The organism is Hydrogenophaga sp. (assembly GCF_035481345.1).
In the GTDB taxonomy this organism is placed as follows: domain Bacteria; phylum Pseudomonadota; class Gammaproteobacteria; order Burkholderiales; family Burkholderiaceae_C; genus Hydrogenophaga.
The window spans coordinates 36,981-49,228 of sequence record NZ_DATIGV010000085.1 but is presented as its reverse complement, the minus strand read 5'-3'; the positions used below and the strand labels follow the sequence as shown (position 1 = coordinate 49,228).

General features: G+C 72.4%; 13 protein-coding genes and 1 pseudogene. 12 read left to right on the top strand and 2 right to left on the bottom strand.

Going from position 1 to position 12,248, the window contains the following annotated elements; all coding sequences use genetic code 11:
- The 11 genes and pseudogenes from bioB to VLG41_RS09290 all read left to right on the top strand — a co-directional run.
- The coding region (gene bioB, locus VLG41_RS09340; protein WP_325349117.1) for a biotin synthase BioB at positions 1-900 on the top strand (900 nt) is incomplete at its 5' end.
- A gap of 5 nt (positions 901-905) precedes the next feature.
- Positions 906-2,459: a cobyric acid synthase gene (locus tag VLG41_RS09335; protein ID WP_325349116.1), complete on the top strand. Its 1,554-nt coding sequence runs from the start codon at positions 906-908 to the stop codon at positions 2,457-2,459.
- The gene (gene cobT / locus VLG41_RS09330; protein WP_325349115.1) at positions 2,456-3,568 is read left to right on the top strand and encodes a nicotinate-nucleotide--dimethylbenzimidazole phosphoribosyltransferase; all 1,113 of its coding nucleotides are present in this window, start codon (positions 2,456-2,458) and stop codon (positions 3,566-3,568) included. Before VLG41_RS09335 ends, cobT begins: the two co-directional genes overlap by 4 nt.
- Positions 3,565-4,374 carry an adenosylcobinamide-GDP ribazoletransferase gene (locus VLG41_RS09325; protein WP_325349114.1) on the top strand — a complete coding sequence of 270 codons (810 nt, stop codon included), beginning with the start codon at positions 3,565-3,567 and terminating at the stop codon, positions 4,372-4,374. Before cobT ends, VLG41_RS09325 begins: the two co-directional genes overlap by 4 nt.
- A 19-nt stretch (positions 4,375-4,393) precedes the next feature.
- Positions 4,394-4,948, top strand: coding sequence for a histidine phosphatase family protein (locus tag VLG41_RS09320; RefSeq protein ID WP_325349113.1), 555 nt, complete (start codon positions 4,394-4,396; stop codon positions 4,946-4,948).
- 32 nt (positions 4,949-4,980) lie between these two features.
- Positions 4,981-6,021 carry a thiamine ABC transporter substrate-binding protein gene (locus tag VLG41_RS09315; RefSeq protein WP_325349112.1) on the top strand — a complete coding sequence of 347 codons (1,041 nt, stop codon included), beginning with the start codon at positions 4,981-4,983 and terminating at the stop codon, positions 6,019-6,021.
- An 8-nt stretch (positions 6,022-6,029) separates the two neighbouring features.
- Positions 6,030-7,622: an iron ABC transporter permease gene (locus tag VLG41_RS09310; protein WP_325349111.1), complete on the top strand. Its 1,593-nt coding sequence runs from the start codon at positions 6,030-6,032 to the stop codon at positions 7,620-7,622.
- Entirely contained in the window at positions 7,606-8,250 is a 645-nt protein-coding gene (locus VLG41_RS09305; protein WP_325349110.1) for an ABC transporter ATP-binding protein, read from the top strand. The genes VLG41_RS09310 and VLG41_RS09305 overlap by 17 nt, the downstream gene beginning before the upstream one ends.
- Positions 8,251-8,351: 101 nt before the next feature.
- A pseudogene (locus VLG41_RS09300) lies at positions 8,352-8,465 on the top strand (heavy metal-binding domain-containing protein); the annotation flags it as partial.
- Positions 8,466-8,518: 53 nt separating this feature from the next.
- Complete coding sequence (locus VLG41_RS09295) at positions 8,519-8,818, top strand: type II toxin-antitoxin system Phd/YefM family antitoxin (protein WP_325349109.1); 300 nt, start codon at positions 8,519-8,521, stop codon at positions 8,816-8,818.
- Positions 8,818-9,189 (top strand): type II toxin-antitoxin system RelE/ParE family toxin, encoded by a 372-nt coding sequence (locus VLG41_RS09290; RefSeq protein ID WP_325349108.1) that lies wholly within the window; start codon positions 8,818-8,820, stop codon positions 9,187-9,189. The genes VLG41_RS09295 and VLG41_RS09290 overlap by 1 nt, the downstream gene beginning before the upstream one ends.
- Positions 9,190-9,262: 73 nt before the next feature.
- Here the strand turns inward: VLG41_RS09290 and VLG41_RS09285 are convergent, their stop codons facing one another.
- Positions 9,263-9,865, bottom strand: coding sequence for a glutathione S-transferase family protein (locus tag VLG41_RS09285; RefSeq protein WP_325349107.1), 603 nt, complete (start codon positions 9,863-9,865; stop codon positions 9,263-9,265).
- 118 nt (positions 9,866-9,983) lie between these two features.
- Between VLG41_RS09285 and VLG41_RS09280 the strand changes: the two genes are divergently transcribed.
- Positions 9,984-10,961, top strand: coding sequence for a YafY family protein (locus tag VLG41_RS09280; protein ID WP_325349106.1), 978 nt, complete (start codon positions 9,984-9,986; stop codon positions 10,959-10,961).
- A 48-nt stretch (positions 10,962-11,009) separates the two neighbouring features.
- Here the strand turns inward: VLG41_RS09280 and VLG41_RS09275 are convergent, their stop codons facing one another.
- Entirely contained in the window at positions 11,010-12,206 is a 1,197-nt protein-coding gene (locus VLG41_RS09275; protein ID WP_325349105.1) for a lytic murein transglycosylase, read from the bottom strand.
- Positions 12,207-12,248: the final 42 nt, after the last annotated feature.

Here is a 12,248-nt window from a genome sequence, read left to right as displayed (position 1 = left end):
CTGCCCTTCGCCGACCTGATGCACCGCGCCCAGACCGTGCACCGCGAGCACCACGCGCCGAACGAGGTCGAACTCGCCACGCTGCTGTCGGTGAAGACCGGTGGTTGCCCCGAGGACTGCGCCTACTGCCCGCAGTCGGTGCACTTCGACACCGGCGTGCAGGCCGGCAAGCTGATGGCCGTGGACGCCGTGCGCGAGGCCGCGCAGCGCGCCAAGGCGGCTGGCGCCACGCGCTTCTGCATGGGCGCGGCCTGGCGCGCGCCCAAGGACCGCGACGTCGAGGCCGTGGCCGAGCTCGTGCGCGCCGTCAAGGCCGAGGGCCTGGAGGCCTGCGCCACCCTGGGCATGCTGGCCGAGGGCCACGCCGAGCAACTGCGCGACGCCGGGCTCGACTACTACAACCACAACCTCGACAGCGACCCCGGCTTCTACGGCGACATCATCTCCACGCGCGACTACCAGGACCGCCTGGACACCCTGGCGCGCGTGCGCGGCGCGGGCGTGAAGGTCTGCTGCGGCGGCATCGTCGGCCTGGGCGAATCGCGGCGCCAGCGCGCCGGCCTGGTGGCCCAGCTCGCCAACCTCGAGCCCGACTACCCCGAGTCCGTGCCCATCAACCACCTCGTCAAGGTGGCCGGCACGCCGCTGGCCGACGAGCCCGACCTCGACCCCTTCGAATTCGTGCGCACCATCGCGGTCGCGCGCATCACCATGCCGCGCGCCAAGGTGCGCCTGTCGGCCGGGCGCCAGCAGATGGGCGAGGCCGTGCAGGCCCTGTGCTTCCTGGCCGGAGCCAACAGCATCTTCTACGGCGACAAGCTGCTCACCACCGGCAACCCCGACGTGGCGGCCGACCAGGCGCTGATGGACAAGCTGGGCCTGACAGCAAGAAGGGGCTGAAGCGCATGTCCGCCGTCTGCGTGATGGTGCTCGGCACGAGCAGTGGCGCCGGCAAAAGCTGGCTGGCCACGGCGCTGTGCCGCCACTATGCGCGGCAAGGCCTGAAAGTGGCGCCGTTCAAGGCGCAGAACATGAGCAACAACGCGCGCGTGGTGGCATCGTCGCCGGAGAGGGACCGTTTCGCCGCCGGGCCGCCCCAAGGCGAAACAGCCCCCTCGGGGGGCAGCGACCCGCGTCAGCGGTGGAGCGTGGGGGCCGAGATCGGCAGTGCGCAGTACTTCCAGTCCTTGGCCGCGCGCGCCGAGCCCGAGGTGCGCATGAACCCGGTGCTGCTCAAGCCCGAGGCCGATACGCACAGCCAGTACGTGCTGATGGGCCGCGTGGACGCCGAACTCACCGCCTTGCCCTGGCGCGAGCGCGGCGAACGCGCCTGGCCCACGGTGCGCCAGGCCTTGCACGAACTCATCGCCGAGAACGAGGTGGTGGTGATCGAAGGCGCGGGCTCGCCGGCCGAGATCAACCTCATGCCCAACGACATCGTCAACCTTCGCGTGGCGCGCGAGGCCCAGGCGCGCTGCCTGCTGGTCACCGACGTGGATCGCGGGGGCGCCTTCGCTCACCTGTACGGCACCTGGTCGCTGCTGGCCGAGGCCGACCGTGCGCTCATTCGCGGCTTCGTGCTCAACAAGTTCCGCGGCGATCCGGCCTTGCTGCACCCCGGTCCGCAGCAGTTGCAAGACCTCACCGGCGTGCCCATGCTCGGCGTCATCCCCATGCAATGGCGCCACGGCCTGCCGGAAGAAGACGGTGTCTTCGACGACCGCAGCCACGCCGCCGGCCCGGTGCACACCACCATCGCTGTCGTCGCCTGGCCGCGCATCAGCAACCTCGACGAGTTCCAGCCGCTGAAGAACCTGCCCGGCGTGCGCCTGAAGTGGGTGCGTTCGCCGGCCGACGGAGCCCACCTGGACGCGGCGGCCGACGTGGTCGTGCTGCCCGGCAGCAAGGCCACGGCCGCCGACCTGGACTGGCTGCGCGAGCAGGGCCTGGACCGCTGGGTGGCCGAACACGCCGCGCGCGGCGGCCGCGTGCTGGGCGTGTGCGGCGGCCTGCAGGTGCTGGGCGAGGCGCTCATCGACACCGAGGGCATCGACGGCAACGCGCCCGGCCTGGGCCTGCTGCCCCTGGTCACCACCTTCGCGCGCGACAAGACCGTGCGCCGCACCGAGGCCGCCTTCACCACCGTGCGCGGCCCCTGGGCGGCCCTGTCGGGCGCGGCCGTGAGCGGCTACGAAATCCACCACGGCCAGACCGCGCCGCACCCCGCCATGCAGGCGGCCGGCGCCGTGGCGCACGAGGTGATGCCCGGGCTGGCCTGGCAAAACACCGACGGCAACGTGCTGGGCCTGTACCTGCACGGCCTGTTCGAGGACGATCGCGTGCTGCGGGCCCTGTTCGGCGCCGCCGCGCCCACGCTGGAGACCGTCTTCGACCGCCTGGCCGACACCTTGCGCGAGCACTTCATTCCCGGCGCGCTCGACGCGCTCATCGCACCATGACCCTGCCGAACCCGCCGCCCCTGCAGAACCTGCCCGAGGTCCCCGACCTGCACGACGAGACCCTGGCCGCCGCGCTGCAGGCCGCCATGGACGGCAAGACCAAGCCCCTGGGCTCGCTCGGGCGCCTCGAATCGCTCGCGCAGCGCCTGGGTGCCATCCAGGGCACGACCGCGCCCCGCCTGCACCAGCCGCAGATGCTGGTGTGCGCGGCCGACCACGGCCTGGCGGCGCGCGGCGTCTCGGCCTACCCGAGCGACGTGACCTGGCAGATGGTGGAGAACTTCCTGGCCGGCGGCGCGGCGGTGAGCGTGCTGGCGCGCCAGCACGGCCTGGCGCTCACGGTGGTGGACTGCGGCGTGCGCCACGACTTCGCCCCGCGCGCGGGCCTGCTGATGCGCAAGGTGGCGCCGGGCACGGCCGACGCGCTCGAGGGCCCGGCCATGAGCGAGGCGCAGCGCGACCAGGCCATCGCGCACGGCGTGGCCACCGTGCGCGGCCTGCCCGGCAACGCGCTGCTGCTCGGCGAGATGGGCATCGGCAACACCTCGGCCGCTTCGCTGCTGCTGGCGCGCCTGGGCGGCTTCGAGGTAAGCGACGTGACCGGTGCCGGCACCGGCCTGGACGCCGACGCCGTGCTGCGCAAGATCGGCGTGTTGCGCGCCGTGCTGGCCCGCCACGCCGACGCGCGCGACCCGCTCGCCGCGCTGGCCGCGTTCGGTGGCCTGGAGATCGCCACGCTGGTGGGCGCGGTGCTGCAGGCCGCGGCCGAGCGGCGCGTGGTCGTGGTGGACGGCTTCATCGCCAGCAGCGCGGTGCTGGTGGCCAGCAAGCTGCGGCCGCACGTGCTGCAGCGCTGCGTGTTCGCCCACCGCTCGGGCGAGCGCGGCCACGCGCTCATGCTGGCCCACCTGCGCGCCGAACCGCTGCTCGACCTGGGCCTGCGCCTGGGCGAGGGCTCGGGCGCGGCGCTGGCCTGGCCGCTGCTGCAAAGCGCCTGCGCGCTGCTCAACGAGATGGCCAGCTTCGCCAGCGCGGGCGTGTCCACCGCCAGCGCCGGGCCGGCCGACGCGGCCCCAGATGCCGGTGCGGTCGACAAGCCCGCGCGATGAGCCAGTTTTTTCGCCACTACCTGCTCGCGCTGCAGTTCTTCACGCGCGTGCCCGTCACGGGCCGGCTGGCCGCCTGGGTGGGCTACAGCCCGGCCATGCTGCGCGCCAGCGCGGCGCATTTTCCCGGCGTGGGCTGGCTGGTGGGCCTGTGGGTGGCGCTGGTGTTCACCGCGCTGCTGTGGGCCTTGCCCGGCGTGGGCGCCGCGCCCTGGGTCGCCGCGCTGGGCGCCACCGTGGCCGGTGTGCTCATGACCGGCGCCTTCCACGAAGACGGCCTGGCCGACCTGGCCGATGGCCTGGGCGGCAGCGCCGAGCGCGCGCGGGCGCTGGAGATCATGAAGGACTCGCGCATCGGCAGCTTCGGCGCCATCGCGCTCGTGCTCGCGCTCCTGTGCAAAGTGGCGCTGCTCGCGCTGCTGGCGCAGATCGACCCCTTGCGCGCGGTGGCGGCGCTGTTCCTGGCGCAGGTGGTCTCGCGTGCCGCGCCATTGCCCCTCATCTTCACGCTGCCGCACGTGGGCGACGCGGCCGGCTCCAAGAGCAAGCCGCTGGCCGATGGCCTCACGCCCGCGGCGCTGCTGGCCGGGTTGCTGTGGATGGCGCTGGCCCTGCTCCTGGTGGTGGCGCTGATGCCCGGCATGGCCTGGTGGGCCGGCGTGCTGGGCGCCGCGCTGGGCGCCGCGTGGGTGGGCCGCCTGCTGTGGCGCCGCCTGCGCGGCTTCACCGGCGACGGCCTGGGCGCCACGCAGCAGGTGGCGGAGCTGCTGTTCTACCTGGGCGTCGCCATCGCCTTGCCTTTCGAATGACGTGTTGAATGAGGCTCCGATGAAGCTCTGCCTGATCCGCCACGCCGCCGTCGCCCTGCCACCGGGCCTGTGCTACGGCATCACCGACGCGCCCGCGCGCGCCGACGCCACGCTGGCCGCCGCCGAGTCCATCGCCGCCACGCTGCCGCGCCACGTGCCGCTGTGGGTGTCGGGCCTGGCGCGCGCGCAGCAACTGGCCGCCGCGCTGCAGCGCCTGCGCCCCGACCTGGGCGCGGCGCGCGTGGAGCCGCGCCTGAACGAGATGGACTTCGGCCACTGGGAGATGCAGGCCTGGGACGCCATTCCGCGCACCGCCTTCGACGCCTGGATGGCCGACTTCGCGCACCACCGTTTCGGTGGAGAGGAGTGCACGCAGCGCGTCATCGAGCGCGTGGCCGCCGTGCTGATGGAGCTGCACGCGGCCGGCATCCGCGAGGCGGCCTGGGTCACGCACGCGGGCGTCATCCGCGCCGCCCACTACCTCAAGGCGCACGGGCCACGCGCCATCGCCGGCGCGCACGAATGGCCCGAGCGCGTGATCGAGCCGGGCGCCTGTGTCGAACTCGCGTTCTGACGGTGCCCCGCGCGGGCGGGTAAGGTAGCGGCATGCAACGGCGTTCGATCCTCCCGGTCTTTCCCATCCTGCTTCTGGCCCTGGCCTCGGCCCCGGGCCTCGCGGCGGCTCAGACGCCCCTGCGCGTGCTCACCCACGACTCCTTCGAACTGCCCGCGCCGCTGCTCGCGCAGTTCGAGCGCGAAGCCGGCGTGAAGCTGCAGCTCATCAAGGGCGGCGACGCGGGCGAGATGCTCAACCGCCTGATCCTCACGCGCGCCCGGCCCATCGCCGACGTGGTCTTCGGCATCGACAACGCGCTGCTGCCGCGCGCGCGGCAGGCCGGCGTCCTCGAGGCCTACAACGGCCCCGCCGCGCAACGCCCCAGCGCCGCGCCCTTGGGGGAGGGTGTGGTGCCGGTGGACCACGGCTACGTCGCGCTCAACGTCGACAAGGCCTGGTTCGCGAAAAAGGGCCTGGCCCTGCCGCGCTCGCTCGACGACCTGGCGCAAGCCGCCTACAAGGACCTGCTCGTGGTGCCGCACCCGGGCACCTCCAGCCCCGGCCAGGCCTTCCTGCAGGCCACCATCGCCGGCCTGGGCGAGCAGGGCGCCTTCGACTGGTGGGCACGGATGCGGCGCAACGGCCTCAAGGTGGTCAAGGGCTGGAGCGAGGCCTACTACACCGAGTTCACCCGCAACGGCGGCGCGCGGCCCCTCGTGGTGAGTTACGCCACCAGCCCGGCGGCCGAGGTGTTCTTCAGCCAGACGCCGCTCGCCGAATCGCCCACGGCCAGCCTGTTTTTGCCCGGCGGCGTGTTCCGACAGGTCGAGGGTGTGGCCCTGGTCAAGGGCGGCAATGCCGCCACACGCGAGGCCGCCGGCCGCTTCATCGAGTTCCTGCGCTCCGCGCCGGTGCAAGAGGCGCTGCAGACCAGCATGTGGATGTACCCCGCCGAGCCCGGCGCGGCGCGCGCCGAGGTGTTGAAGAAGCACGCGCCCGAACCCACGCGCTTCGACAACCCGCCGGCCGAGCGCGCGAGCGAACAACTGCGCGCCTGGCAGGACCGTTGGGTCAAAACCGTGCTGCGCTGACGCCCTCCATGCGCCTCGCGCTCGCCCTGATCCCGCTGCTTTTCCTCGCCCTCGTGGCGGTGGCGCCCGTGTCGCGGCTGCTGGCCGAGGGCTGGGGCACGGGCGAGTTCGGCTTCTGGGCCTTCTGGGCCTTGTGGGCCGACGACTACCTGCGCGGGCGCGTGTTGTGGTCGCTGGCGCAGGCGGGCATCACCTCGGTGGCCGCGCTGCTGGTCGGTGTGCCGTTGGCCTGGGTGCTCGCGCGCATCGACTTCATGGGCCGTGGGCTGGTGCTGCGCGCGCTGATGCTGCCCTTCGTGGTGCCCACGCTGGTGGCGGCCATGGGCGTGCTGGCGCTGGCCGGGCCGCGCGGCGTACTGGGCGTGCTGGGCATCGACGGCTCGGGCACGCCCTGGCTGCTGCTGTACGGCAACCTGTTTTTCAACCTGTGCCTGGTGGTGCGCGCGGGCGTGGACGCCTTCGAGCACGTGAGCGCCACGCGCGTGGCCGCCGCGCGCACGCTGGGCGCTTCGCCCTGGCGCGTGTTCCTGCGCGTCGAATGGCCCGAGGCGCGGCCCTGGCTCGCCTCGGCGGCCTGCCTGGTGTTCCTCTATTGCCTCTCGGGCTTCGGCCTGGCGCTGGTGCTGGGCGGCCAGCGCTGGGCCACGGCGGAGGTGGAGATCTACACCCTGGTGGCGCACGAACTGGCGCTGGGCCAGGCCAGCGTGCTGGCGGTGTGGATGCTGTTGCTCAACGGCGCGGTGGCCCTGGCCTATGCCCTCATCGAGCAACGGCTGGCCGCGCCCGCGCGCGTGGCGCCCATTGCGCGCCGCGCGGTGGCCTCGCGCGGCGACCGCCTGGCCGTGGCGGGCCTGCACGCGGCGCTGTTCGCCCTCGCCGGCGCGCCGCTGCTGGCCTTGCTGGTGCGCACCGCGCCCGCGCTGCTCGACGGCGCGGCCTGGGCCGTGCTGCGCGAGCCCGCCACGCTGCAGGCCCTGTTCAACACGCTGCGCTTCAGCGCCATGGCGCTCGCGCTGGCCCTGGTGCTGGGCGTGGCGCACGCGCTGTCGGCCCAGGGCCTGCTGCGCCTGGGGCTGGCCTGGCGGGCGGCGGCCTTCCTGCCCTTCGTGGTCTCGCCCGTCACGGTGGCCTTCGGGCTGCTGCTGCTCTACCCGGCGTTCACCGCCAGCCTGCCGCTGCTGGTGGCGGCCTACGCGCTCATCGCCTACCCCTTCATCGCGCGCGCCCTGGCCGCCGCGCTGGACGCGCTGTCGCCGTCGCTGATGCAGGCGGCGGCCACGCTGGGCGCCTCGCCCGCGCGCGTGGCCTGGCGCGTCACGCTGCCGCTGGTGGCGCCCGCGCTGCGGCGCGGCACCGCCTTCGCCGCCGCCACCATGCTCGGCGAGTTCGCGGTCTCGCTGTTCCTGTCGCGGCCGGAATGGCTCACGCTCACCACCCTGATCCACCAACGCCTGGGCCGCCCGGGCGAGACCAACCTGCAGGCGGCGCTGGTGCTGGCGCTGCTGCTGCTGGCGCTCGCCCTCGCGGCCTTCGTGCTCATTGAAGGCGGCGCGCGCCGCCGCACCCCAGCCCTGGGACCGGCCGATGCTCGAACTGCGTGACATCCACCTGCGCTGGGACCGGCGCCCGCTGCTCGACGGCGTGAACCTGCGCGTGCACGCGGGCCAGACCGTGGCGCTGCTCGGGCCTTCGGGCAGCGGCAAGAGCACGCTGCTCAAGGTCGTGGCGGGCATCGAGACGCCCGAGCGCGGCAGCGTGTGGTTCGACGGCGAAGACATCACCCGCACGCCGCCGCACCGGCGCGGCTTCGCGCTGATGTTCCAGGACTTCGCCCTGTTCCCGCACCTGGACGTGCGCGACAACGTGGCCTTCGGCCTGATCGAGCAGCGCCTGCCCCGGCGCGAGGCGCGCGAGCGCGCGCAGGCCCTGCTCACGCGCTTCGGCCTGGGGGCGCACGCCCAGGCGCGCGTGTGGACGCTCTCGGGCGGCGAGCAGCAGCGCGTGGCGCTGGCGCGCGCGCTCATCACGCAACCGCGCGCGCTGCTGCTGGACGAACCCTTCTCCGCGCTGGACGCCGCGCTGCGCGAGCAACTGCGCGCCGAGTTCCGCGAACGCATCGCCGAAGCGGGCATGGCGGCCATCCTCGTCACGCACGACGAGGCCGAGGCGCGCGCGATGGCGCAGCAGGGCTGGGGACTGCACCAGGGGCAGTTGCGCTCACTGTGGTGAGCCCAGCCGCGCCTTCACCGCTCAGCGTGGTGAGCCAAGCTGTGCCCGCACCCGATCGGGGTGCTCACCGGAGCACGCGCATGGGCTGGTTTTCCAAGTCCGCGAAAGAGCTCGGCGCCAACGGCGTCATCGGCATCGACTTCGACGACGAGGTGCTCGGCGAGGCGAACGGGATGATGATGGTCGCGGTGAGCGGGACGGCGGTGAAGCTCTGAGCGAAATCCTGTACATTGCACAAAATTTTGTGCAATGTACGTCAGGAGGCCCCATGCCACTTCATGTGAGCGACATCCTTGCGTTTTCGGAAGCCCGCAGCCAGTTGTCCCGTCTGGTGGACGAAGTGCAGCAAGGTGCCGAGAAGATCATCACCAAGAACGGTGAGCCCGCGGTGGCGCTCATCGACGCGCGCCGACTGGACCACTACCACCGTCTGGAGCGCGCGCGCATCCACCTGCTGCTGCTGGAGGACGTGGCCAAGGGCTTGGACGACGTGGATGCGGGACGCACCGTGCCGGCCGACGAAGCCATGAGGATGCTTCGCCAGCGTCGCCGTGGGTCCAAGGCCTGATGCGCATCCGCTTCACTGCCAACGTCCTGGCCAACCTGGACGCCATTGATGCTTTCCTGGCGGAGAACGGCAACCCATACGGCTACGACGGCTTGCTGGCGGAACTGGATGATGTAGTTCTGCCCAACCTCTCCCGCTTTCCGCGCATGGGCCGGCTCTTTCTCGAGCGCGCGCCTGACAGCGTCGAAGCGCAGCGCCTGCATGAGGCCATCACGCAGCGCTTGTCGCCGGGCGACCAGATCCGCGAGTACGTGATGGACGACCACCTGTTGCTCTACCGGGTGAACGAACAGGGCGTCGACCTGCTGGCCATTCGCCACCACAAGCAGCTGGCGTTCGACATGCAGGACTTCCTGGACGCCCCTCGCTGAGGCCGCGGAAGCGATCCGCCGCCGGGCCGCCCCGGGGCGGACTCGCGCAGCCGCGGAGCGTGGGGGCATCGCTTCAAGCCTCGATCTGCATCGCCGGCCGCGCCTGCACCCGCGCCAGCCAGGCCCGCACGTTCGGGTGCTTGTCGACCGGCGCGCCGATGTAGGCGCTGTAGCCGATCACCGAACCCACCGACAGGTCCACCAGCGAGTAGGCCTCGCCCAGCATCCAGGGCTGCTTCGCCAGGCGCTCGTCGAGCAGGGCCAGCAACTGGTCCATGGCCTGATGGCCCGCCTGGCCGTGCGCATCGTCGGGCGTGCCCATGTCGCGCGCGGCCTGCAGGCGGATGAGCTGCGCGCCGTAGGTGACGTAGGCCCAGGTGCACCAGGAGAAGGCCTGCAACTGCGCGGGCGTGCCAGGCGCTGGCCACAGGCCGTTCTTCACGCCATAACGCTCGCCCAGCCACAGCTCCATGGCCAGCGCCTCGAACATCGGCGCGCCGTCCACTGTCATGGTGGGCACCTTGCCGTTGGGGTTGAGCGCCAGGAAGCCAGGGCGGCGCTGCTCGCCGGTGGTGATGTCGACCTTCACGCGCTCGTGCGGCACGCCCAGTTCGGCGAGGGCGCAGGCGATGGGGGTGGCGCTGGACATGGGGTGCCAGTAGAGGACGAGGGACATGGCGGGCTCCTTGAAGGGATGGGGTTGAAACCGGTCCGGCACCGCGCCGAACCCGTGCACGCACTGTCTCATTCATTGCGGACAGATTCCGCCCTCGATAAGAGCTAGAGTGCGAGCCATGCTGACCTCGTCCTCCCGATTGCTGAGGCTGCTCTCACTGCTGCAGACCCGCCGCCACTGGAGCGGCACCGAACTGGCCGAGCGGCTGGCGGTGAACCCGCGCACCCTGCGCCGCGACATCGACCGCCTGCGCGAGCTGGGCTACCCCATTCACGCCAGCAGCGGTGTGGCCGGGGGCTATGCGTTTCGCGCCGGGCAGGCGCTGCCCCCGCTGCTGCTGGACGACGAGGAGGCGCAGGCCGTGGCCATCGCCTTGCAGACCGCCGCGGCCGGCACGGTGAGCGGGGTGGAGGAAGGCTCGCTGCGCGCGCTGGTGAAACTGCAGCAGGTGATGCCCACGCGGCTGCGCCGCCGCCTGGACGCGCTGCGCTCGACGATCCTGCCGCTGGAGAGCCTGCGGCCCACGGTGGACGCGGGGGTGCTGGCCAGCCTGGCGCTGGCCTGCCGCGACCAGTTGCGCGTGGCCTTCGCCTACCGCGACAGCCGCGGCCAGGCCACGGCGCGCACGGTGGAACCGCAGGGCCTGGTGCACACCGGCAGCCGCTGGTACCTGGTGGCCTGGGACCCGGCGCGCACGGACTGGCGCACCTTCCGCATCGACCGCATCGATGGCGCGCCGACCCTGAGCGAGCACTTCGCGCCGCGCCCCGGGCCCGAGGGCGGCGACCTGCGCGCCTACGTGTCGCTGTCGATCGGTGTCTCGGCCTACACCGAGCAGGCGCGCGTGGTGCTGCACAAGCCCCTGGCCGAGATGGCGCGGCAGATCCCGCCCACGGTGGCGCGGCTGGAGGCGCTGGACGATGCGCGCTGCGTGATGCACAGCGGCGCCAACCACCTGGAGTCGCTGGCTTACTGGCTGATGGCGCTGGACGTGGAGTTCGAGGTGCTGGAGCCGCCCACGCTCAAGGCCCTGCTGGAGAAGGCGAATGCGCGCGTGGCAAGGGCGCTGGCCCGTTCGGGGAAGGGATTGAGTTAGTTAACTCAATGGTGGAAAACCCTCGCGGCCCGCGGGCCGACTGGGAGCTCAGCCCCCCCGCAGCGCCTTCAACAGCTTCTGCCCCGCGCGGCCATTGGCTTCCCAGCCCAGGCGCGTCTGCTCGGCGCGCACCGCGCTGCGCGTCTTCTCGCCCAGCAGGCCATCGGCCTCGCCGATGTCGTGCCCGCGCGCCAGCAGCAGGGTCTGCAGTTCGCGGCGTTCGGCGCGCGTGAGGCCCAGGTCGTCGGTGGGCCAGGGCGTCACGAAGGGGCCGCCGCCGCGCAGGCGATCGGCCAGGTGAGCGATGGCCAGGCCGTAGCTCTCGGCGGCGTTGTAGCTGTAGATGGCGTCGAAGTTGCGCGTGACCAGAAAGGCCGGGCCCTTGGCGCCGGCGGGCGTGAGCAGGCCCAGGCTCAGCTCGGGCGGCACGGGCGTGCCGTCGATGCGCATCACCCCGCGCGCGGCCCATTCGGTGCCGGGGCGCTTGCTGCGGCGGCCCTCGCCCAGCACCGACAGGCCCTCGGGCAGCTTCACCTCGAAGCCCCAGGGCAGGTCGTTGCGCCAGCCGGCGCGTTGCAGGAAGTTCGCGGTGGAGGCCAGCGCGTCGGGGATGCTGTCGATCAGGTCGGCGCGGCCATCGCCGTCGAAGTCCACCGCCAGGCGTTCGTAGGTGCTGGGCATGAACTGCGTGTGGCCGAAGGCACCGGCCCAGGAGCCCTGCAGCCGCTCGGGCGGGAAGTGCCCGGCCTGCAGCAGGCGCAGCGCGGAATAGAACTCGGTGCGGAAGTAGGCCTGTCGGCGGCCATAACAGGACAGCGTGGCCAGCGATTGCACGATGGGTGTCTTGCCGAAGCCCTGGCCGTAGTTGCTCTCCACGCCCCACACGGCCACCACCGTGGCCGGGTCCACGCCGAAGCGCTGCTGCACGCGCTGCAGCAGCTCGGCGTTGGCCTGCAGGCGCTGTGCGCCTTCGTCCACGCGCTGCGGGTCCACCAGCACGGTGAGGTAGTCCCAGATCGGCGTCTTGAATTCGGGCTGCGCGTCCAGGTTGCCGATGACCGACATCATGGGCTGCAGCGTGTCGGTGTGGGCGCGGAAAGTGGTCTCGTTCACGCCGTTGGCCTGGGCCGTGGGGCGCAGGCCATTCAGGCACTGGCGGAATTCGTTGTCGGGGGTCTGGGCGAAGGCGGGGGCGGCGAGGGTGGCCAGTGCGGCCATGAGGCAGAGGGTGGTGAATCGTTGCATGGGAATGGGGTCGCCCGGAGGCGGAAAAGTTCAGGCGGGCGG